This window comes from Aliiroseovarius marinus (assembly GCF_050881025.1).
Taxonomy (GTDB): Bacteria; Pseudomonadota; Alphaproteobacteria; order Rhodobacterales; family Rhodobacteraceae; genus Aliiroseovarius; species Aliiroseovarius marinus_A.
This window is the reverse complement of sequence record NZ_JBNNXQ010000003.1, coordinates 143,907-166,675: the sequence shown is the minus strand read 5'-3', so window position 1 is coordinate 166,675 and position 22,769 is coordinate 143,907. Positions and strand designations below refer to the sequence as shown.

Below are 22,769 nucleotides of genomic sequence, written 5' to 3'. Positions count from 1 at the left end.
TGGTCTGGACGCAAGTGCGAAATCTCTGCACCGCTGCGTCACGGCTTTTCACGTGATCGTGTGTCGTGGGTTCAATGGCTTGTCTGTTCCCGCTGCGCGCCCCATTCTTGGCAGCACCCGCAATTCTATGAAAGACATGGCATGTCCACGCAAAAACTGACCTTTACCGGCCATTCCGGACACAAATTGGCCGCGCGGCTGGACCTGCCAGATGGCCCACATCTGGCCACGGCGCTGTTTGCACATTGTTTTACCTGCGGCAAAGACATTGCGGCCGCGCGACGGGTGGCGGCACGTCTGGCCAGTCTTGGTATCGGGGTGTTGCGGTTTGATTTCACCGGGCTTGGCCATTCCGAAGGTGAATTCGAAAACACGCATTTTTCCTCCAATGTGCGCGACATCGAACTGGCGGCAGAGGCGCTGGCGGCGCGCGGCATGGCACCAGCCCTGCTGATCGGCCATTCACTGGGAGGTGCCGCCGTGATCAAAGCGGCCAACGCGATCCCTTCGGTGCAGGCGGTCGTGACCATTGGCGCCCCCGCTGATCCCGCCCATGTCATTGAAAACTTTGAAGATGCCCTGCCGCGCATCCGCGCCGAGGGCGCGACCGAGGTCTGTCTGGGCGGGCGCCCGTTCCGCATTCGCGACAGTTTCGTAAGTGATGTCAGCGCGGCAAATCTGGATGCGGATCTGAAAGCTCTGAAGCCCGCGCTTTTGGTGTTGCATGCCCCGCGCGATACGGTCGTTTCGATCGACAATGCGGCCGCAATCTTCATGGCCGCCCGACACCCCAAAAGTTTTGTGACCCTGGATGACGCAGATCACCTGGTTAGCCGGGCAGAGGATGCCGAATACGCGGCCGAGGTCATTTCCAGCTGGGCCACGCGCTATGTTGACCTCAAACCACCTGCGCCTCCGATTGGCGCGCCCGAAGGGATTGTCCGCGTGTCCGAAGCCGACCCGCGCGGTTTTTTGCAAGATGTGCAATCGGGCCCCGCGCATCACACGCTGGCGGACGAACCTCTGGCCTATGGCGGCACCAACAAGGGCATGACGCCCTATGGGTTTCTGTCAGCAGGGCTTGGGGCCTGCACCTCGATGACCATTCGAATGTATGCCCGCCGCAAGGGCTGGCCTTTGGATCATGTCTGGGTCGATGTAAGCCACAACAAGGTGCATGCGCAGGATGCCGAAACCGGCGCGCGCGACAAGATTGATCAGTTCCATCGATTGATCCATCTGGAAGGCGCGCTTGATGACGAACAACGCGCGCGTCTGTTGCAAATTGCCGATCGCTGCCCGGTACACCGCACTCTGGAAGCCACCAGTCAGGTCCAGACAGAGCTGGCGGCGCCCTGACGCGGCTCCACCTGTACGCTGCCTGCACATGACGGGGAAATCCGCGTGCGGAAAGCCATATTCAGCTTTTTGCCTTGACCTGAGCGACCGGCCCGTCAAAAACCCCTCTTATGAGTACGGGCAGACTAACGATTGATCTTGATGCCGTGGCCGCCAACTGGCGGGCACTGGATGCCAAAAGCGACCCCGGTGTGCAGACCGCCGCCGTGGTCAAAGCCGATGCCTATGGGCTGGGCGTGGGCAAAGTGGGCCGCGCATTGGCCGCCGCCGGGGCACGCCGTTTTTTCGTGGCCGTGGCCGAAGAAGGGGCCGCCCTGCGTGAAGCCCTTGGACCGGGCCCTGAGATTTGCGTCTTTTCCGGGCATATGTCCGGCGACACGGATATGATGCATGATCTGGGCCTTGTACCGATGCTGAATTCCGTCGAACAGATCACCCGCCATTTCGAAGCCCTGCCCGGCCACCCATTTGGCGTGCAGCTGGACACGGGCATGAACCGACTGGGCATGGAGCCCGGTGAATGGGCCGCCCTGCGTGACCTTGTGGTCAGTCAGGGGCCGCGCCTTGTAATGAGCCATCTGGCCTGCGCCGACGAGCCTGATCACGAGATGAACCGCCAGCAGCTCAATGTCTTTCTGTCCATGACTGATGGGATCGAAGCCCCGCGCAGCCTTGCGGCCACGGGCGGCATCCTGCTTGGGCCTGACTATCATTTCGACCTGACCCGGCCAGGAATTGGCCTTTACGGCGGCCTGCCCTTTGAAGAGGCGCAGCCGGTGGTGCATCTGGACCTTCCGGTGATCCAGATCCGCGATTTGGCCGCAGGTGAAAGCGTTGGCTATGGGAACAGCTGGGTGGCCGAGCGCCCGGCGCGTGTTGCGACCGTTTCCGGCGGCTATGCTGACGGGTTGACGCGGCACCTGTCCAATCAGGCCGTGCTGTTTTTCGAAGACACCCCCTGCCCCCTTCTGGGCCGCGTGTCGATGGACCTGATTGGTGTTGATATCACCCACCTGAAAGACAAGCCAAAAGCCTTGTCGATGATTGGGCCTCATCAATCCCCCGATGATCTGGCAGAGATCGCTGGCACCATCGGATATGAAATTCTGACCCAATTGGGCGCACGCTATGCGCGCTATTACGCACGAGGTCGCGCATGACCGCCGTGACAGCCCCCCTCGCCGCCATCGGCCGCGCCACGCTTGCGTTTCTGGCCATGGTCGGGCGCGTTGCGATCTTTGCAGGTCAGGCGATCAGCCATATCCTGCGCCCGCCTTATTACCCCCGCGAGTTTCTGAATGCGCTGATGAATATCGGCTATTTCAGCCTGCCCGTGGTGGGGCTGACCGCGATTTTCACCGGCGCCGCGCTGGCGCTTCAGATCTATTCCGGCGGGCAGCGGTTCTCGGCCGAGGCCGTGGTGCCGCAGATCGTGGCCATCGGCATGGTGCGCGAACTTGGGCCCGTGCTTGTCGGGCTTATGATCGCTGCGCGTGTGACCTCTTCGATCGCGGCTGAAATCGCCACCATGAAAGTGACCGAGCAGATCGACGCGCTTGTCACCCTGTCCACCCACCCGATGAAATACCTGACCGCGCCGCGCGTGTTGGCCGCCACGTTGGTGGTGCCCGCATTGGTGGGGATAGGCGATATCATCGGCATTATGGGCGGCTTTATCGTCAGCACACAGCAGCTTGGCTTTGCCACCGGCCCCTATCTGACGAACACGTGGAACTTCCTTGAAACACCCGACATTGTGTCCTCGTTGGTGAAAGGTGCGGCTTTTGGCTTCATCGCATCGGTGATGGGGTGCTATCACGGTATGCAATCGGGCCGTGGCGCACAGGGTGTGGGCCGGGCCACCAAAACCTCGGTCGAGGCCGCCGCCGTGATGATCCTTGCCGCCAACTTCCTTCTCACCAGCTTCTTCTTTGCCTCATGATCGAACTTCGCGACGTCCATAAAGGCTTCGGCCCCAAACAGGTGCTTTCGGGCGTGAACCTGACCATTCCGCGTGGCGAAAGCATGGTGGTGATCGGCGGTTCGGGCACCGGGAAATCGGTGCTCTTGAAATGCATCCTTGGCCTGATGGTGCAGGACAAAGGCACGATCACGCTGGATGGCGAGGACACCGCCAAGGCCGAGCGCGATGCCTTTCTTGCGCGCTTTGGCATGCTTTTTCAGGGCGCGGCGCTCTTTGACAGCCTGCCCGTCTGGCAAAATGTGGCATTTCGCCTGCTGCGCGGGTCCTTGGCCAAGCCCAAAGACGAAGCCCGCGCCATCGCCGTCGAGAAACTGCGCCGCGTGGGTCTGACCCCGGATGTGGCCGACCTTTTCCCGGCCGAATTGTCGGGCGGCATGCAAAAACGTGTGGGCCTTGCCCGCGCCATCGCCGCCGAACCCGAGATCATTTTCTTCGACGAACCCACCACCGGGCTTGATCCGATCATGTCCGGTGTGATCAACGACCTGATCCGCGAGATCGTGGTCGAAATGGGTGCCACAGCGATGACCATCACCCATGATATGACCTCGGTCCGGGTGATCGCTGACAAGGTGGCGATGCTGCATGCGGGCAAGATCCAGTGGACTGGCCCGGTGTCGCAAATGGACGAATCAGGTGATCCCTATGTCACACAGTTCATTTCCGGCGACGCAGAAGGCCCAATCGAAGCCGTTCGCTGACCCTTCAGAAACTATCTTTTCTTTTCAAAGTCTTGCGCGCGACTTGTGCGAAGGGGAATGCACAATGGATCGTTCCCCTACGAAAACACCGGCAATACGTTATAATTGTTAAGTAAGTTATTTCTCGGATCAATATCCACCTGGGGAGGGGAATTGATGACCAATGGGTTTGAACGGACTTTTGGGTCCGCAATAATGTTGTTTCAACGACTTAGCGTCGCAATCATCGTGATGCTTGCGCTTGGCATGGTTGGCTTGTGCGCCGCGGCTGCCTTTGGACTGATCCCATGGCTGGGGCTGTCTCTTTCCTTCGGCGACACGCCACTGCCCGATGGCGGCATGTATCTGCAGCTCTTTTTCACCGGCTTTTGCGTCGTGCTGGCCTTTTACCTGCCCGCGCATATGCGCATGATGCGGCTGGAAAACAGTCATCGTAACTTCCACGTTTCGATGAACGATGTGACCCGCGCGTATCGGGCGGCACATGAAGCGGACCGGGCGCAGCTTTTCAAAACCGGGTCCGAGTTTGACGAGGTGCGGGACCGCATGGCGCATCTGCGCGCGCATCCTGATCTTGCCGCGCTGGAGCCCGACATTCTTGAGCTCGCCGCACAGATGAGCGTCGAAGCGCGCGATCTGGCGCGGGTATATAGCGACGAGAAAGTGGAACGCGCCCGGTCCTTCCTGCGACAACGCCAGCAGGAAATGGAGATGTTTGAGGACAAGCTGGCCTTGGCGCGCCACAGTGTGGACGAGTTGAAGAACTGGGTGCTTCAGCTTGATACCGAAGAGAAAATCGCCACCGAGCAGATGCGCGCGCTGGAGGCAGACCTGCGTGATCTTCTGCCCTATCTGGGATACGAGATCGAGGCCGACGCCCCGGCGGAAACCACCGTCGTGCCAATGTCGAAGCCCGCAGAAGATAAAGACGCGGATGATGAACGCGAACGCGCCCTGCGTATCGCACGGAACCTGACCCAGATGCGGGCAAAAACCGGCGAGGCCGGGGAGCAACCTGCCCGCGGCAAAACGCACCGAAACACCACTCAGACAGCCGCGGCGAAAGCCCGACAACGCACGGGCGCGGCGCAGAAAACCTAGGGCCGGGCGATCTTGGCACTGCCCTCAAGGCATTTGGGACGCGCGCGCTAAGGCAATGCGTAGGGTCGGCTGGGGGACAGTCAAAAGCACTAACGCATGTTTTGGCCGTTGACCCGGTGTGTCTGCGCCCCCAGATAGTCCCCTATGAAACAGATGAAATTCCTTAACCTCGCCCTGCTTGTGGCCTTTCCCATCGCCTGGTTTGCCCCGTTGATGCACGCGGGCCTGAACCTGCCGCTGTTTGGCACCAAAGAGGTCAGCGTGATCTCGGGCCTGCAGGCGCTTTGGGACACGGACGTCATGTTGGCGCTTTTGGTAACGTTCTTCGCCATTTTCGCACCGATCACCAAAGTTGCCGGGCTGGCGCTTATTCAGTTCGGGATGATGCGCCGCCGGATGCTGCCCGCGTTTAACCTGATGGGCAAGCTGGCCATGGCCGACATTTTCCTGATCGCCCTATATATTGTGATCGTGAAAGGCGTGGGGCTGGCGCGGATAGAGGTCGGTTGGGGATTGTACCTTTTCACCGCCTGCGTGCTGGCGTCTCTATCGCTCAGCTTCCTGACCGCAAAACGGCAAAAATCCTGACGCCCCTGCCGGGCGCGCAGCGTCCGGCCTGCCCCAACCGGCCCGCGCCCCGCATGGGGCAAAGGGCGGGCGGGAGGCCGCGCTCAAACCAGCAATCGACACAACCCCCAAATCACCTCCCAAACACCCCTCCGTGCTTGCGCCCCACCTCTGAACCGGGCAAAAACACCCCATGGCAAAAGCTCAGAAAATCTTCTCATGTTCGGCCTGCGGGGCCAGTTTCTCGAAATGGTCCGGGCGTTGCGAAGGTTGCGGCGAATGGAACACCATTGTCGAAGACACACCGCTTAGCGCCGGACCTGCCTCGAAATCTCTGGGGGGCAAGCGCGGCGCATCCATCATGTTGACGGACCTGTCCACCGAAGAGGCGCCACCACCGCGCACCGAATGCGGCATGGGCGAGCTGGACCGCGTGTTGGGCGGCGGGCTGGTGCCCGGCTCGGCCATCTTGGTGGGCGGCGATCCCGGCATCGGGAAATCCACCCTTCTGCTTCAGGCCGCCGCGCGGTTTGCGCAAGCTGGCCTGCCAACGATCTATGTTTCGGGCGAAGAGGCCTCGGCGCAGGTGCGAATGCGGGCCCAACGGCTGGGATTGGCCGACGCCCCCGTGCGGCTGGCCGCGGAAACCAACCTGCGCGACATCATGACGACGCTGGACAATGAACGCCCGGCCCTTGCAATCATCGATTCGATCCAGACCATGTGGGCCGACAATGTGGACAGCGCGCCGGGGTCTGTCAGTCAGGTCCGCGCGGCCGCACACGAGCTGACCACCTTCGCCAAGAAACGCGGCATCTCGGTCATTCTGGTGGGGCATGTCACCAAGGAAGGCCAGATCGCCGGCCCCCGTGTGGTCGAACATATGGTCGACACGGTGCTTTATTTCGAAGGCGAACGCGGTCACCAGTTCCGCATCCTGCGCGCGGTGAAAAATCGCTTTGGCCCGGCGGATGAAATCGGCGTCTTTGAAATGACCGGCGCGGGTCTCAGTGAGGTGGTGAACCCCTCGGCCCTGTTCCTGTCCGACCGTGAAGACCCGGCCCCCGGCTCGGTCGTCTTTGCGGGCATCGAAGGCACGCGCCCTGTGCTGGTGGAGTTTCAGGCCCTTGTCGCCCCCTCGCCGCATTCACAGCCCCGCCGGTCGGTGCTGGGCTGGGATGGCGGGCGACTTGCGATGATCCTGGCCGTGCTCGAGGCGCGCTGTGGCATCCCCTTTGCCGGGCTTGATGTCTATCTGAACGTGGCGGGCGGCATGAAAATCTCGGAACCCGCCGCCGATCTGGCTGTGGCGGCGGCGCTACTTTCCGCGCGCGAGGACGCCGCAATCCCGAAAGAGACTGTGGTTTTTGGTGAAATCAGTCTATCAGGTGCCCTGCGCCCGGTCGGCCAGACCGAAAACCGGTTGAAAGAGGCGCAAAAACTTGGTTTCACGTCTGCAATTGCCCCTGCGCGCAGCAAGACAGGCGCTGGCGCGGGCCTGAGCATAAACAAAATGACGGACCTGACCGGGTTTGTCGGAGATATATTCGGGGCCGGATAGGTCCAGACAACAGGGACGTTTCGGGGGCAACCCCGCTTCGAAGGGATTTCATGGAAGGTTTCACTCTGATCGACGGAATCGTCGCGGCGGTCATCCTCGTTTCTGCCATTCTGGCGTATTCGCGCGGTTTCGTGCGCGAAGGCATGTCCATTCTGGGCTGGATCGCCGCTGCGATCCTGGCCTATGTCTTTGCCCCACGCGCCGTGCCGCTGATCAAAGAAATCCCGGTGTTGAAAGATTTCATCGCCGACAGCTGCGAATTGTCGATGATCGCCGCCTTTGCCGGGGTGTTCGCATTGGCGCTGGTGGTGGTCTCGATCTTCACGCCGCTCTTTTCCTCGGCCGTGCAGCGTTCGGCTTTGGGCGGCATTGATCAGGCGCTTGGCTTTGTCTTTGGCGTGTTGCGCGGGCTGGTTTTGGTGGCCATCGCCCTTGTGGTCTATGACCGCATCGTCACCACGGACACCATTCCCATGGTGGATGACAGCCGCACCGCCAAGATTTTTGCGCGCACACAAGACAAGATCAACCAACAGATCCCGGAAGACGCGCCGGGCTGGATCGTTGGCAAATACGAAACACTTGTCGGCAGCTGCACATCCGGTGCCGAAGAGCCGCAAAACTGATCAAAAGGCGCGCCCACTCGGGCGCGTTTTTCTTTCTCTGCCCCTTTAAAGCGTTTCGAGATTAACTTGAGACACAAGTTGATTTCGAAACGCCCACAACATTGGTAGGTTCTGCGCGTTTCGTCTTAGTGTTGTGCCTCAACAATAAGACGAAACGCTTTAAAGAAATCCGCACCGCGCATGTGATCCTTTGATGACACCAGCGCGAGGGTCGATTAAGAGAGGGCCAACGCCACGGTTACGGAGCCTTCTGCCACATGTCCGCCACCTCGCCCGCCTGCCCGTCAAGCCTGCCAAGCTTTCGCGCCCATCCGTTTGATGATGACAAACTGAAAGAAGAATGCGGCGTCTTTGGCGTCATCGGCCTGAAAGATGCGGCCAACTTCGTGGCCCTTGGCCTGCACGCGCTTCAACATCGTGGGCAAGAGGCCGGCGGCATCGTCTGCCACGACCCCGACGAAGGCTTCAATTCCGCCCGCCGCTTTGGCTATGTGCGCGACAATTTTACCAAATCCAGCGTGATGGAAACCCTGCCCGGGCCCCTGGCCATTGGCCATGTACGCTATTCCACCGCCGGATCGAAGGGCGCCGTCATCCGGGACGTGCAGCCCTTCTTTGGCGAGTTCTCCATGGGCGGGGCAGCGATTGCCCATAACGGCAACATCACCAATGCCGACGCCCTGCGCCGCGAGTTGATCGAGCGCGGCTCGATCTTTCAAAGCTCATCAGACAGTGAATGCATCATTCACCTGATGGCGCGGTCATTGCAGCGCAACATCCCCGAACGCATGGAAGATGCGCTGCGCCGGGTCGAGGGCGCCTTCTCGGTCGTGGCCATGACCCGCACCAAGCTGATGGGCGTGCGTGACCCGCATGGGGTGCGCCCGCTGGTGTTGGGCAAATTGGGCGAAGGCTGGGTACTGTCATCGGAAACCTGTGCGCTCGATATCATCGGCGCCGAGTTTATCCGCGAGATCGAACCGGGCGAGATGGTCGTGATCACCGACAAAGGCGTGGAGAGCAGCTTTCCGTTCCGCCCGCAGCCGTCCAAGTTCTGCATCTTTGAACATGTCTATTTCTCGCGCCCTGACAGCCTTTATGGCGGTCGGTCCGTCTATGAAACCCGCCGCCAGATCGGTGTGGAACTGGCCCGCGAAAGCCATGTGGACGCCGATCTTGTCTGCCCGATCCCGGATAGCGGCGTGCCCTCGGCCATCGGCTACAGCCAGGAAAGCGGCATCCCTTATGCGCTTGGCATCATTCGCAACCAATATATGGGCCGGACCTTTATTGAGCCGACCGAGCAAATCCGCAACATGGGCGTGCGCCTGAAGCTCAACGTGAATCGCGCGCTGATCAAGGGCAAGAAGGTTGTGCTGGTCGATGACAGCGTGGTGCGCGGCACGACGACACGCAAGATCAAGGACATGCTTTTGGATGCCGGGGCCAAGGAAGTGCATTTCCGCATCGCCTCCCCGCCCACCGCCTGGCCCTGTTTTTACGGCGTTGACACGCCCAATCGGGACAAGCTGCTGGCCGCCCAGATGACCGAAGACGAAATGTGCGCGCATCTCAAGGTCGACAGCCTGAAGTTCATCTCGCTCGATGGGCTTTACCGCGCCGTGGGCGAGGCCGAGGGCCGCAAGAAAGACTGCCCGCAATATTGCGACGCCTGTTTCTCGGGCGAATACCCGGTGACCCCATCTGATCAGATCGAAAAGGGGTTCGAGCTGAACGCAGCCGAGTAAGGCATCTCGGGAAAGGCTTGTTTTCAGGATGAAAATCAGGTTCCGCCCACATCATTTCCTTTGCTCTGTCGGCTTTCAGGGCAAAGGCTACTCTGACGGGTTCACCGCCAATATGCACCAGATTGTCGTCAAGACCCTGCGCGCGCCGGGCGGTGACGCGACCCGGATCGAAGTGATCCGCCAGACCGATGACATCTGCGGCCCCTGCCCCAAACGCATCGACACACGATGCCAGAATCAAGGGGGCATCGAGGCACTGGACCGCCAGCATCTGGCCGCGCTTGGCCTGCGCTATGGGCAGGTTCTGACATGGGGTGAAGCCCAAGAGACCATTCGCCGCAAAGTGCGTCCCCGCGATTTGGACCGGATTTGCGACGGGTGCCAATGGCTGCAATACGGCATGTGCGAGGCCGCTCTGCGCGATTTGCATGACCGGCTGGACAGCGACACGCCTGATGGCGTACGCCCCATTTCGGCGCAACGCCCCAAAGACACGCGCAAATAGCCGCAAACCCCGCCTGCCTCTCGACATTCAGACCCAGCAAGGCTACATCGCCCTCATGACCGATAAACAGAACATCGCCCTTGTAACCGGGGCCTCGCGTGGCCTTGGGGCCGCCCTTGCGCTGGAACTTTCCAAAACCCATCACGTGGTGGCCGTGGGCCGCACCACCGGCGCGCTCGAGGAGCTGGACGACAAGATCAAAGCCGCAGGCGGCACTGCCACGCTGGCACCGATGGACATCACCAACAAGGATGCGATGGCGCATCTGTGCCGGTCCATTCATGACCGCTGGGGACCGATCTCGGTCTGGGCGCATACGGCCATTTACGGCCCCGCGCTGATGCCGACGCCAGATTTGGACGACAAGGGCTGGACGCAGGCTTGGAACACCAATGTGGAAGCCACGCGCAACCTGATCCTGATGGTGAACGCGCTTTTGCGCGAAGATGGCACGGCGCTGTTCTTTGCCGATGATCGCGCCGGGCAGAAGTTCTTTGCAGGCTACGGCGCCACCAAGGCCGCGCAGATGGCGATGGTGCAGAGCTGGGCCGCCGAGAACACCAAGTTGGGCCCGCGCGTGGTCATCGCCGAGCCCAAACCTCTGGCAACCTCCATGCGCGCCCGCTTCTTCCCGGGTGAAGATCGCAGCCAACTGGCCCCTGTGGACGACGAGGCCAAACGCCTTCTGACCGAGGCGGGTTTGGCCTGAACTTAGGCCCTCCCCAAGGCTCATTCTCTGGCCCATTCGTTGACCTGACCGCAACGGTTCCCTTTTCCTGCCCCTGATCCCCCGCCCCGCGCTTGCTGCACAGGCCAAGCTGCCCTATTGAAAGGGCAGGCACCGGCAGGTGTGAGCACGGAAACAAAGGGCAAAACATGCGCATTCTCATCACCAATGACGACGGGATCAACGCGCCGGGCCTGAAAGTGGCCGAAGAGATCGCCCAAGAGGTCGCGCAGGAACTGGCCGGCGAAAAGGCCGAGATCTGGACCGTCGCCCCTGCCTTTGAGCAATCCGGTGTTGGCCACTGCATTTCCTACACCCGCCCCTTCATGGTCGCCCGCCACGGTGAACGCCGTTTTGCCGCCGAAGGCAGCCCCGCCGATTGCGTCTTGGCCGCGATCTATCACGTGATGCCTGAGCGGCCCGATTTTGTGATCTCCGGCGTAAACCGGGGCAACAACTCGGGTGAAAACACGCTTTATTCCGGCACGGTTGGTGCGGCGATGGAGGCCGCTTTACAAGGTCTGCCCGCTATTGCCCTGTCGCAATATATGGGCGAAGGCACCAAGGGGCTGGACAGCGTCTTTCAGGCCGCCCGCGCCCATGGGCCCGAGGTTCTGCGCCGCCTGCTTACAGATGCGCCATGGCAACCCGATGACCACTACCGCTTGTTTTATAACGTGAATTTCCCACCAGTCGGGGCCGATAAAGTGGCAGGCATCCGGGCATCCTCGCAAGGCAAACGCGACGATTACCGCTTTTCAACCACCACGCAGGACAGCCCATCAGGGCGTCAGTTCCTGTGGATCAAAGGCGATGTGCAGACCCGTCCATCCGCGACCGGCACGGATGTTGACCACAACCACGCAGGCTATGTCTCGGTCACGCCGATGCGCGCCGATCTGACGGCTCATGATCAACTGGACGCGGTGGAGACGCTGTTTCAATGACCCAGACAGGCGCCATGGATGCGGAACGCAAAATGCAGTTCCTTTTCGCGCTGCGCTCGAAAGGGATCACTGACAAACGCGTGCTGTCTGCCATGGAAGAAATCGACCGCGGCCCTTTCATCCGTGGCCTCTTTGCCGAACGCGCTTATGAAGACATGCCGCTGCCCATTTCCTGCGGCCAGACCATTTCGCAACCCTCTGTTGTTGGGCTGATGACGCAAGCGGCCGAGATCCGACCGCGCGACAAGGTGCTCGAGATTGGCACCGGATCGGGCTATCAGGCGGCGATCCTGTCGAAGCTGGCGCGCCGTGTCTATACGGTGGATCGCTACCGCAAACTGGTGGGCGAGGCGCGTGAGCTGTTTGAAGATATGGAGCTGCACAATATCACCGCGATGACGGGCGATGGCACCCGTGGCTGGCCCGATCAGGCGCCCTTTGACCGCATCATCGTGACCGCCGCCGCCGAGGACCCGCCCAGCCCCCTCTTGGCGCAGCTGGCCATTGGCGGTATCATGATCGTGCCGGTGGGACAGTCAGATGCGGTGCAAAGCCTGATCAAGGTCACACGCTCAGACGATGGGTTCGACTATGAAGAACTTCTGCCGGTGCGGTTTGTGCCCCTTTTGGAAGGGCTGGGGCGCGAATAACGCGGCGCAAGAGCGAAGGGTTGGGGACAGCCCACAAAGCGGAAATGCGCTGATGCAGACGACGAATACAGACAAGGCCCGCCAAAAGGGTCATATGCAGAACCTGAAAACAGGTCCTTGGATTGAGGAAAAACGAGCAATGCCACTCCACCGCACGCCCCGAAACCGTGCCCGGAACCGCACCACGCGGCTGGGTCGACACCGCTTGCCACTGGCCCTGACCGCCCTGACTGCACTTGCGGCCTGTGACGGGAACTTTGATATGGATTTCAGGGGGTTGGCCGGGGGCCCTCTGTCAACCAGCCAAGCCGCACAAGCGGTACAAACCAGCGCGCGCCCCGCGCCAGATGCGCGCGGTGTTATCTCGTATCCCGGCTATCAGGTGGCCGTGGCGCGTCGTGGGGACACCGTGGCGCAGGTGGCGGGCCGCATTGGCATGTCGCCGGCAGAGCTTGGCCGCTATAACGGGCTGTCATTGGACGCCACTTTGCGCGACGGCGAGGTTCTGGCCCTGCCGCGCCGTGTGTCTGAACCAGCAGGCGGCACGATCAAGCCCGATGGCGACATCGACATCACCACGCTGGCAGGCGACGCCATCGACCGCGCCGATGCCCCGAGCCAACGCCAGACGGCCAATACGCCCAGCGGGCAGGAACCCGTGCGTCACCGCGTGAAACGCGGCGAAACCGCCTATTCGATCGCGCGCAGCTATGGCGTTTCTGTTCGGTCTCTTGCCGATTGGAACGGGCTGGGTGCCTCTTTGGCTGTGCGCGAAGGTCAGCATTTGTTGATCCCTGTGAAGGTTGATACGCCGGTGCGCACCACCGCCGTCAGCCAGCCGGGACAGGGCAGCGCGACACCTACGCCGCCCTCTGCCGCCAAGGCGCTGCCACGCGACGAGGTCAAAGCAAAACCCGTGAAAACACCCGCCGCGCCCGATCTTGGCGCCAAACGCACCGCCGCCAGCTCTGCACGGATGGCGCTGCCTGTTGCGGGTAAAATCACCAGCGTGTTTGACGCCGAGAAAGCGGGCTACATTCTGATTTCAGCCAAGCCGGGCACGGCCGTGGGCGCGGCTGCCTCCGGCACGGTGCGCCTGGTTTCCAAAGATGTGGAAGGCGAAGAGATTGTGGTCGTGGATCACGGCAACGGCACACAAAGCGCCTACAGCTTCATCGAAGGCATCCGCGTCAAGAAAGGCCAGAAAGTGAAGCGCGGGCAACAGATCGCCTCTGCCTCCAAAAACCAGTACGGCGCCATTCAGTTCCTTGTTTTCAAGGGCACGGAACCGGTTGATCCCCTGCCCTATCTGAACTGATTGTTCCAGAATACCTCACGCCCGCAGGGACCTGTCATTGGCAGGCCTGCGGGCATGCAGGGCTTAGGCCCTATTCGTCAGCGCGCCCTTTTCCAAGATGCTTGCGCAGACGTGAAGGCGTTGATTTCTTGCGGTTTTTATAGGGGTTCTTATCCCCCTGCCCGCGCATGGTCAGGCGGATGGGCGTGCCCGGCATGTCGAAATCCTCACGCAGCCCATTGATCAGGTAACGCGAATAGCTTTCCGGCAGTTTGTCGGGGTGCGAGCACATGACGACAAAGCCCGGTGGCCGGGTTTTGGCCTGGGTCATATAGCGCAGCTTGATGCGGCGCCCCCCCGGTGCGGGCGGTGGGTGGGCCGACACCATTTCAGCAAGCCAGCCGTTCAGATGCGCGGTTTTCACGCGCCGGTTCCAGACGTCATAGGCGCGCATCACCGCCGCTTGCAGCCGGTCCATGCCTTTGCCCGTCTTGGCCGAGATTGTCACCATCGGCGCACCGCGCAGCTGCGGCAAAAGCCGTTCAAAGGCCTCTTTCAACGCTTTGAGTTTCGCCTGCTTTTCCGGTTCCGCATCCCATTTGTTCACGGCGATTACCACCGCGCGCCCTTCACGTTCAGCAAGGTCAGCAATGCGCAGGTCTTGTTGTTCAAACGGAATGGCCGCGTCCAGCAGCACCACCACCACTTCGGCGAATTTCACCGCCCGCAAGCCATCAGCGACCGAGAGCTTTTCAACCTTTTCCTGCACCTTGGCGCGTTTGCGCATGCCCGCCGTGTCAAAGATCCGCGTCGGCACGCCGCCCCAGTCAAACCGAAGCGAGATGGAATCGCGCGTGATCCCGGCCTCTGGCCCGGTCAGCAGGCGGTCTTCGCCAATCAACTGGTTGATCAGGGTGGATTTCCCGGCATTCGGACGGCCAATGACCGCCACTTGCAGGGGTTTATCGGCGGTAGGCAGTTTGGGCGCGTCTTCATCGCCCTCTTCCACGTCCACCTCGGTTTCAGGGGCCGTTTCGGCGGCGCGGGCGTCAAATTCGGCAGCAATGGGCGTGAGGAAATCCAAAAGCTCGCCCATGCCTTCGCCATGCTCGCCCGACATGCGGATCGGCTCGCCAAGCCCCAGTGAATAGGCCTCGATCACACCCGCATCGGCGGCTTTGCCTTCGGCCTTGTTGGCGGCGAGGATCACATGAGCGTTTTTGCGGCGCAGGATGTCTGCAAACACCTCGTCTGCCGGCAGAATACCGACGCGCCCGTCCACCAGAAACAGGCAGGCATCCGCCATTTCCACTGCCCTTTCGGTCAGGCGGCGCATACGCCCCTGCAGGCTTTCATCCGTGGCTTCTTCCAGCCCCGCCGTGTCAATCACCGTAAAGCGCAGATCGCCCAACCGTGCCTCGCCTTCGCGCAGGTCACGGGTCACGCCCGGCTGGTCATCGACCAGCGCCAGTCGCTTGCCAACAAGGCGGTTAAACAGGGTGGATTTGCCCACATTCGGGCGTCCCACGATGGCGAGCGTGAAACTCATCTTGCACTCCGGGTTACGTCAAGCGCCCCGCATACACGGTTTATGCGTCAGCGCAAAGCCAGAAGTTTGCCGTCGCGTGACACCACATAAGCCGTGCCCGAGACCACGATGGGCCGTGTGGCGGCCCCGCCGGGCAAAGCCGCCTGCCCGATCAGCGTACCATCCACCGGGTTGAAGCCGCGCATCACCCCGTCAGACGAGGCGACCCAGAGTTTGCCACCGGCCAGAACCGGCCCCAGATTGGCATAGATCGACTTCAGCTTGCGGGCGCGATTGTCTTTGAAATACGGCAGCCTTGTGCCCCAGATCCGCTCTCCGGTCTTGGCGTCCAGACGCACCAGCTCGTTTTCATCCGATACCAGGAACACCGATCCACCGGTCGCCCAGACGGGGCTGGTGGCGCCCTCTTTCGCGGTCCACAAACGATCGCCAGACAGGTTCATCGCAACCGTGCGGCCTGCCGGGTTACCCATATAGATCACGCCGTCTTTCACCACAGGTTCCCCTGTAATGTCAGTGACTTGCGCATAGGCCCGCCCGGCGCGCTCACCGGAAATCAGCGACGACCACGACCGGGTGCCGGTCTTTTTCAGGGCAGCCACGACCTCGCCAGAGGCGAAAGGCAAAAGGGCCACGCGGCCCGTCACGGCCGGAGAGGAAACCCCAACCACGCCTTCCTGGCTGGGTGTGCCCGACAGGCGCCATTTCACCTTGCCATTGGCCGCATCAAGCGCCCAGGCGGTGTTGTCGCGGCTGACCACGTAGACGATGCCGTTCGACACCGCCGGTGCGCCGGAGCCAGACGCATCCATTTTCTGTTGCCACTTCACTTTGCCGCTGGCGGCGTCCAGCGCTGAAACGATCCCAAAGCCAGAGCTGACGTAGAGCGTGTCCCCACCCAAGGCCAAACCGCCGCCCGATGCATCGTCAGAGCGATCCGTCGGCGGGGTCAGGTCACGTGCCCAAAGCGTCGCGCCCGAGGTCGAGGTGGCCACGACCTGCGCCCGGCTGTCCAGCGTGAAGATGCGGCCATTCGCGGCCACAGGTTCTGCCGTGATGCGGTGTTTGCGGTCATTGCCCGATCCGATGTCAGCCACCCAGCGCAGCTGGGGTCTGGAAGACAATGCGGGGTGTTGCACCTGATGGGTCAGCGATCCGCCCAGATGGGTCCAACTGGCGTGGTTTACACTGCGCGGCAGCGAAATGGGGCGGGCCTCATCTTCTGGCGTAGCCTGCGTTTGCGCCAGTTCTGCAGCGGCCTCGGCCCCAAGGGTTTCGGGGTTCGGGCTGCGCAAATCTTCGCGATCCCCCGGAAGGATATATTCCGGTGTGGAGCAAGCAGCCAACAGCCCCAGAGAAACCGCCCATCCGGCCTGTTTTACCCGTTTCATCTTCTGCCCCCTGCAAATCCTCAAATACGTGTTTGGCCGCCGCCATTCGGCAGGCAACCCGGATCAGGATGCCGCTGGCATCCCACCCAAGGCCACAATCAACTGAGACGCGCGCCGACGCAAGGCTCCTGACGCCTCATCATCCTCCAAAAGCGCCTGTAGGCGATCAAGGGCCGATGCGGTCTGACCATCTGCGATGTCCAAAAGCGCCAGTTGCTCTTCGGCCAGCACCCGGAACGGCCCGCCGGCAACCGCAAGCGGTTCGACCAGATCGCGGGCCTCTGCGGGTGACAGGCCGTTGTCTTTCAGGGCCACCAGTTTCAATGCGGCCAGATCGCGGTAGAGCTGATCTGCCGCCGGATCAGACACGAGGCCGCGCAAAAGACCCGCACCATCTGCGCCTTCCACACTGGCCAGAAGCGTCACCACAGCCGTGGCATCCCCTTGCGTATCAATATCTGCAAGGGCCGCCATGCGCGCATCGGTGTCTTCCACTTCCTGCGCCTGAAGAATCGCATCCCCCAACGCCTGCGCAGCCGCGCGGTCGGTGGCTTTGCGCCATTCGTTATACGCGGCCCCACCAACCAGCAGCACCACCAATGCAACAGCGATCCAACCATAGCGGCGCATCATCGCGTAAAGCTTGTCACGACGGACCTCTTCGGTCACTTCTTCAATGAAACTGTCTGTTTCGCTCACGCCTGCGGCCTCCGCTTTCCTTTGAAAGTCTTTTGCCCCAATGTGCAGGCAATGCCAAGAGGCTCTGCGCAAGCCGCTGCACCTTAGGTCAGGTATTCCTGCCCTCTGCGTGTTTTCATGGCACACGAACTTGTGACCTTGCGGTCGCGACCCTATCTTTTGGGACAAAACATATAAAGCCAACAGGAGACGTCATGCGTCTGTTCCCGATCATCACCGCCTTGCTAGTTGTTGCTGGCCTGTTCATGCTGGTCTTCCAACGCGACACGCTGGACGAAGCTGCTGGCGTTACACCGGCTGCGGAGCTGTCAGAAACGTCAGATGCACCCACAGCAGCTCCGGCGATCTCGGTGGTGGCTTTGAAATCCGTCGCGCGCCAGATTGACACTCCGATTATCCTGCGCGGCCGGACCGAAGCCAATCGGCGGGTCGACCTGCGTGCTGAAACCTCGGGTCAGGTGATTTCAGACAAACTGCCGAAAGGCGCAACGGTGGCGGCCGGGGATGTGATCTGTCGCCTTGATCCAGGCACCCGCGAAGCCTCGCTGGCGGAAGCAAAAGCGCGACTGGCCGAAGCGCGCGCCCGTGCGCCCGAGGCAGAAGCCCGTGCAATCGAAGCCAAGGCCCGCCTTGACGAGGCACAAATCAATCTGACCGCAGCCGAAAAACTGGCACAGGGCGGGTTCGCATCTGATACCCGCGTGGCCAATGCGCGCGCTGCTGTGGAAGCCGCCCGGGCAGGCACCATTGCCACCCAGTCCGGGGCCGCCAGTTCAGAAGCCTCGATCCAGTCTGCCGAGGCCGCCGTCGCCGCCGCAACCCGCGAGATTGAGCGGCTGAACATCCGTGCGTCCTTCGCAGGCGAGTTGGAAACCGACAGCGCCGATATCGGCACGCTGCTGCAACCCGGTTCGGCCTGTGCGACATTGGTGCAATATGATCCTGTGCGCGTGGTTGGAAATGTCTCGGAACTGACCGTGGACCTTCTGCAACCCGGCCTAGCCGCCGGCATCAAACTGGCCTCTGGCCGCGTGCTGGAAGGGGCGGTCAGCTTCGTGGCGGATACGGCCGATCCGGTAACCCGCACCTTCCGTGTGGATGTGGACGTTGCCCCGATGACCGATGGGCCGCTTGTGCGCGCCGGTCAAACCGCCGAGGTGATCATCACCGGCAACGGGCTGAAGGCACATCTGCTGCCACAAAGTGCGCTTACGCTGGATGATGGCGGTCAATTGGGCGTGCGCATCGCAAATGCTGATAAAACGGCTGGGTTTGCTCCGGTCACCATGATCCGCGACACGGTTGATGGTGTCTGGGTCACCGGGCTGGAAGAGACAACTGACGTGATCGTCGTCGGGCACCACTATGTTGTGGATGGCGTGGCGCTGGATGTCACCTACCGGGAGCCGGGCGCATGATCGGCATCGTCGACTGGGCCGCACAGCGCGCCCGTATGGTGATCGCCTTCGTGATCCTGTCGGTGTTGGCCGGCGCGATCGCCTATGTGAGCCTGCCCAAAGAAGGTGAACCTGATATCGAGATCCCGGCGCTGTTCGTGTCGGTCCCCTTCCCCGGTATTTCGGCGGCAGACAGCGAACAGCTTCTGGTGCGCCCGATGGAAACCGAGCTTGCGGATATCGATGGGCTCAAGGAAATGTCCGCCACGGCCGCCGAAGGCTATGCCGGTGTGGCACTGGAATTTGAGTTTGGCTGGGACAAGTCCCGCGTCATGGCCGATGTGCGCGATGCGATGAACTCGGTCGAGGGCCAGTTCCCGCAAGGCTATGAAAGCTACTCGATCATCGAGATCAACTTTTCGGAGTTTCCGATCATCATCGTGAACATGACCGGCAATGTGCCCGAACGCACATTGGTCACGCAGGCACGCGAGCTGCAAGACCGGCTTGAGGCGCTCGACAGCGTGCTGGAAGCCTCGCTTGCGGGCTACCGCGACGAGATGCTCGAAGTGATCATCGACCCGCTGAAACTCGAGGCCTATAACGTCACCGCTGGCGAGTTGATCATGGTGGTGCAAAACAACAACCAGCTCATCGCGGCGGGTGAAATCAAGACGGCCAGCGGCTCGAATGCGGTGAAAATCCCCTCGTCCTTCGACGAGGTGCAGGATATCTATGACCTGCCCGTCAAGGTCAACGCCGACAGCGTGGTCACGCTGGGCGATCTGGCGACGATCCGGCTGGCCTTTGAAGACCGCGAAGGCACGGCCCGGTTCAATGGCGAAACCACCGTGGCGCTGCAGGTGGTCAAGCGCAAAGGCTTCAACCTGATCGACACCGCCGCCGAGGTGCGCCGCGTTGTGGATGAAACCCGCGCCGAATGGCCCGAAGAGCTGCAAAAAGCCGTCTGGATCGGCACCTCAAACGACCAGTCCATCGTGGTGGACAGCATGGTGCGCCAGCTGGAAGGCTCGGTGGTCACCGCGATTGCGCTGGTGATGATCGTCGTTCTGGGCGCGCTTGGCACCCGGCCTGCGCTTTTGGTGGGTTTTGCCATTCCCACCTCGTTCCTTCTGACCTTTGCGCTGTTTGGCGCGCTGAATGTGACCATCTCGAACATCGTGATGTTCGGGCTGATCCTGGCGGTCGGCATGCTGGTCGACGGGGCCATTGTGGTGGTCGAATATGCCGACAAGAAAATCACCGAAGGCGAAGGCCCGATGGCCGCGTATACAATGGCCGCCAAACGCATGTTCTGGCCCATTGTCAGCTCGACCGCCACGACGCTTTGTGCCTTTCTGCCGATGCTCTTCTGGCCCGGCATTCCCGGCCAGTTCATGGGCTGGCTGCCCAAGACGCTAATCTATGTGTTGTCGGCCTCGCTCTTGGTCGCGCTGGTTTATCTGCCCGTGGTGGGCGGGGTGTCGGGCCGTGTCAGCCGGCTTTTTGGCAATATCTCCGACGCGCTGGCAGGCTGGCCGCTCTGGGTAAAACTGCCTGCTGTGCTTGTGTCAGCCTATCTTCTGTTCCTGTCGGGCCTGCAGCTTTTGAACCCCGGTTATATCTTCGGCGGGGAAAGCCCCCTGCAGGGCGTCATGGCCATATTGCCCGGCGCGTTGATGTTCCTTGTGGGCGCGTCTGCCACCTCGATCCTGATGGGTGCGATCCGCTGGACCCCGCCATGGCGGCACCGTTCGACCCATATCAAAGGCGGCTACCAGCGCAGCCCCTTTGGCCATGTGATCCATTTCATCGCCGGCAACCCGGTGATGCCGCTGGTGTCCATTGCGCTTGTGGTGGGGTTTGTCGTCGCCACCTTCGCGACCTTCAGTCAAAACAACCACGGGGTTGAGTTCTTTACGGACAGCGAGCCGGAACAGGCCATCGTTTACGTGCGCGCGCGCGGCAACCTCAGCCTTGAAGAACGCGACGCCATGGTGCGCGATGCTGAAGAGGTGGCCCTGTCGACCAAGGGCATCGAAAGCGTCTTTGCCTTTGCTGGTGCCGGTGGGCTGAACCAGAACACGGGCGGCGCCTCCGGTCCGCGCGACACGATCGGCCAGTTGCAGATCGAACTTGTCGCCTGGGCCGACCGCCCCGCGATCGAGAAATCATCGCCGCTCTTTGGCATCATCCCTTTCACCACCACGGAAATTGACCCCGACTATGATGGGGATCACGTGATGGAAGTGCTGGAGGAGCGCCTGAACCAGATCCCCGGCGCCCATATCGAGGTTCTGAACCTGAACCGCGGCCCGGCATCCGCCAAGCCCGTGCATCTGCGCCTGAAGGGGGATGACTGGAACAGCCTGCGCGCCGCCACCCGTTCGGCGGTCGACATGTTCAACGCAACACCCGGCCTCACCGCCATCGAAGACACCCTGCCCCTGCCGGGCATCGACTGGCAGTTGGAGGTCGACGTGGAAGAGGCCGGTCGCTATGGCACCGATGTGATGACCGTGGGCGGCATGGTGCAGCTGGTGACCAACGGCATCTTGCTCGATACGATGCGGGTCGACAGTTCCGACGAGGAAATCGAAATCCGCGTGCGCCTGCCGCGTGAAGACCGCGTTTTGTCGACGCTTGACGATCTGAAACTGCGCACGGCGACCGGGCTTGTGCCCTTGTCCAACTTCGTGACCCGCAAACCGGTGCCCAGTCTGGCCCAGATCGACCGGGCCAATCAAAGCCGGTATTACGACGTGAAAGCTGGCGTCGAAGCAGACCTTATCAAGCTTGTCTCGCCCGAGGAAACCGGTATCGCGCCACGCTATGTCACCAAAGAAGAGGCCGACCGGGCCGTGGCAGAAAACCCCGACCTGACCCGCGTGGTGGTGACACCGGCAGAACGGATCGCCACCCTGACCGAACAGATCAAAGCGGCCGGGCTGCCTGCCGGGATCAGTTTTGAATGGACCGGCGATCAGGAAGACGAAGCAGAAAGCCAGGCCTTCCTTGGTCAGGCCTTCATTGGCGCGCTGGGGCTGATGTTCATCATCCTGCTGGCGCAGTTCAACAGTCTCTACAACTCGGTGCTTGTGCTTTTGGCAGTGGTCCTGTCCACGACCGGCGTGTTGATCGGGATGATGGTGATGGCCCAGCCGTTCTCGATCATCATGACCGGGACCGGCATCGTGGCGCTGGCGGGGATCGTGGTGAACAACAACATTGTTCTGATCGACACCTATCAGGATTATGCGCGCTATATGCCCAAGATCGAGGCAATCACCCGCACGGCCGAGGCCCGCATCCGCCCGGTGCTTTTGACCACGATCACCACGATGGCGGGCTTGGCCCCGATGATGTTCGGCCTGTCTCTGGATTTCTTCGGCGGCGGCTATTCCATCGACAGCCCCACGGCGCTGTGGTGGAAACAGCTGGCCACGGCGGTGGTCTTTGGGCTGGGCATCGCCACGGTGCTGACGCTGGTCTTCACACCGTCCATGCTCGCCTTGCGCATCTGGCTTGGCGCAGGCGCCTATCGCTCGCGCACCCTCTTGGGATCGCTGGCGCGCCGGTCGGGTCAGACGGCCCGCGACCGCGTGCTTGAAAAGGCCGCGAAGAAACAAGCGCTTGGCGATATGGTCTGGCTGACAGATGACGAGCTGACAGAAGACGACGAGCCAAAAGATGAGGTGGATCTGGACGCCCTTCAGCGGGTGCTGACCCAAACACAGTCGCAGCTTGATACGCTTAGCGATCGCGCCAAGGCCACCGCCGACGCGCCTGATACGGCCCTCGAAGCAAGCGACACGGATACCCCGTCGCCCAAGCCCCCCAAGAACCCGCTCAGGGCCGCGGAATAAAGATTGATCTCAATCGCAAGAGGGGGGGGGGGGGGGGGGGGGGGGGGCCCCCGCCCCCCCCCCCCCCCCCCCCAAACCACAGGAGAGGGGTTTG

The 22,769-nt window shown here is 61.5% G+C and carries 19 protein-coding genes; 16 read left to right on the top strand and 3 right to left on the bottom strand.

Going from position 1 to position 22,769, the window contains the following annotated elements; genetic code table 11:
* Positions 1-141: 141 nt before the first annotated feature.
* The 14 genes from ACRY08_RS10055 (at position 142) to ACRY08_RS09990 (ending at position 13,794) form a co-directional block, all read left to right on the top strand.
* Positions 142-1,359 carry a bifunctional alpha/beta hydrolase/OsmC family protein gene (locus ACRY08_RS10055; protein ID WP_432449787.1) on the top strand — a complete coding sequence of 406 codons (1,218 nt, stop codon included), beginning with the start codon at positions 142-144 and terminating at the stop codon, positions 1,357-1,359.
* A 110-nt stretch (positions 1,360-1,469) separates the two neighbouring features.
* The gene (gene alr / locus ACRY08_RS10050) at positions 1,470-2,519 is read left to right on the top strand and encodes an alanine racemase (RefSeq protein WP_432449786.1); all 1,050 of its coding nucleotides are present in this window, start codon (positions 1,470-1,472) and stop codon (positions 2,517-2,519) included.
* Positions 2,516-3,301, top strand: coding sequence for an MlaE family ABC transporter permease (locus ACRY08_RS10045; protein ID WP_432449785.1), 786 nt, complete (start codon positions 2,516-2,518; stop codon positions 3,299-3,301). The genes alr and ACRY08_RS10045 overlap by 4 nt, the downstream gene beginning before the upstream one ends.
* On the top strand, positions 3,298-4,044 hold the full coding sequence (locus tag ACRY08_RS10040; protein WP_432449784.1) for an ABC transporter ATP-binding protein: 747 nt from the start codon (positions 3,298-3,300) through the stop codon (positions 4,042-4,044). Before ACRY08_RS10045 ends, ACRY08_RS10040 begins: the two co-directional genes overlap by 4 nt.
* 195 nt (positions 4,045-4,239) lie before the next feature.
* Positions 4,240-5,145, top strand: a complete 906-nt coding sequence (locus tag ACRY08_RS10035; protein WP_432449783.1) for a DNA repair protein — start codon at positions 4,240-4,242, stop codon at positions 5,143-5,145.
* Positions 5,146-5,289: 144 nt separating this feature from the next.
* Positions 5,290-5,733 carry a paraquat-inducible protein A gene (locus tag ACRY08_RS10030; RefSeq protein WP_432449782.1) on the top strand — a complete coding sequence of 148 codons (444 nt, stop codon included), beginning with the start codon at positions 5,290-5,292 and terminating at the stop codon, positions 5,731-5,733.
* Between the two features lie 172 nt (positions 5,734-5,905).
* Positions 5,906-7,273 carry a DNA repair protein RadA gene (radA, locus tag ACRY08_RS10025; RefSeq protein WP_432449781.1) on the top strand — a complete coding sequence of 456 codons (1,368 nt, stop codon included), beginning with the start codon at positions 5,906-5,908 and terminating at the stop codon, positions 7,271-7,273.
* Positions 7,274-7,323: 50 nt separating this feature from the next.
* Positions 7,324-7,899 (top strand): CvpA family protein, encoded by a 576-nt coding sequence (locus ACRY08_RS10020; protein ID WP_432449780.1) that lies wholly within the window; start codon positions 7,324-7,326, stop codon positions 7,897-7,899.
* A gap of 257 nt (positions 7,900-8,156) precedes the next feature.
* Positions 8,157-9,647 (top strand): amidophosphoribosyltransferase, encoded by a 1,491-nt coding sequence (gene purF, locus ACRY08_RS10015; RefSeq protein WP_432449779.1) that lies wholly within the window; start codon positions 8,157-8,159, stop codon positions 9,645-9,647.
* 28 nt (positions 9,648-9,675) lie between these two features.
* The gene (locus tag ACRY08_RS10010) at positions 9,676-10,152 is read left to right on the top strand and encodes a DUF1284 domain-containing protein (RefSeq protein ID WP_432449778.1); all 477 of its coding nucleotides are present in this window, start codon (positions 9,676-9,678) and stop codon (positions 10,150-10,152) included.
* A 55-nt stretch (positions 10,153-10,207) separates the two neighbouring features.
* Complete coding sequence (locus ACRY08_RS10005; RefSeq protein ID WP_432449777.1) at positions 10,208-10,861, top strand: SDR family NAD(P)-dependent oxidoreductase; 654 nt, start codon at positions 10,208-10,210, stop codon at positions 10,859-10,861.
* 167 nt (positions 10,862-11,028) lie between these two features.
* Positions 11,029-11,826, top strand: a complete 798-nt coding sequence (gene surE / locus ACRY08_RS10000; protein WP_432449776.1) for a 5'/3'-nucleotidase SurE — start codon at positions 11,029-11,031, stop codon at positions 11,824-11,826.
* Entirely contained in the window at positions 11,823-12,476 is a 654-nt protein-coding gene (locus ACRY08_RS09995) for a protein-L-isoaspartate(D-aspartate) O-methyltransferase (protein ID WP_432449775.1), read from the top strand. The genes surE and ACRY08_RS09995 overlap by 4 nt, the downstream gene beginning before the upstream one ends.
* A 139-nt stretch (positions 12,477-12,615) precedes the next feature.
* Complete coding sequence (locus tag ACRY08_RS09990) at positions 12,616-13,794, top strand: LysM peptidoglycan-binding domain-containing protein (RefSeq protein ID WP_432449774.1); 1,179 nt, start codon at positions 12,616-12,618, stop codon at positions 13,792-13,794.
* Between the two features lie 70 nt (positions 13,795-13,864).
* Here ACRY08_RS09990 and der read toward each other — a convergent pair whose 3' ends face one another.
* The 3 genes from der to ACRY08_RS09975 all read right to left on the bottom strand — a co-directional run bounded on the left by der (position 13,865) and on the right by ACRY08_RS09975 (position 17,412).
* Positions 13,865-15,322 (bottom strand): ribosome biogenesis GTPase Der, encoded by a 1,458-nt coding sequence (gene der / locus ACRY08_RS09985; RefSeq protein ID WP_432449773.1) that lies wholly within the window; start codon positions 15,320-15,322, stop codon positions 13,865-13,867.
* A gap of 47 nt (positions 15,323-15,369) precedes the next feature.
* Positions 15,370-16,713, bottom strand: a complete 1,344-nt coding sequence (locus ACRY08_RS09980; RefSeq protein WP_432449771.1) for a PQQ-binding-like beta-propeller repeat protein — start codon at positions 16,711-16,713, stop codon at positions 15,370-15,372.
* 63 nt (positions 16,714-16,776) lie between these two features.
* Complete coding sequence (locus ACRY08_RS09975; protein ID WP_432449769.1) at positions 16,777-17,412, bottom strand: hypothetical protein; 636 nt, start codon at positions 17,410-17,412, stop codon at positions 16,777-16,779.
* A gap of 194 nt (positions 17,413-17,606) precedes the next feature.
* Here ACRY08_RS09975 and ACRY08_RS09970 point away from each other — a divergent pair, with 194 nt between their 5' ends.
* Together ACRY08_RS09970 and ACRY08_RS09965 are read left to right on the top strand one after the other, a co-directional pair.
* Entirely contained in the window at positions 17,607-18,830 is a 1,224-nt protein-coding gene (locus tag ACRY08_RS09970) for an efflux RND transporter periplasmic adaptor subunit (protein WP_432449767.1), read from the top strand.
* Positions 18,827-22,675 carry an efflux RND transporter permease subunit gene (locus ACRY08_RS09965; RefSeq protein ID WP_432449766.1) on the top strand — a complete coding sequence of 1,283 codons (3,849 nt, stop codon included), beginning with the start codon at positions 18,827-18,829 and terminating at the stop codon, positions 22,673-22,675. The genes ACRY08_RS09970 and ACRY08_RS09965 overlap by 4 nt, the downstream gene beginning before the upstream one ends.
* The last annotated feature ends 94 nt before the right edge of the window (positions 22,676-22,769 follow it).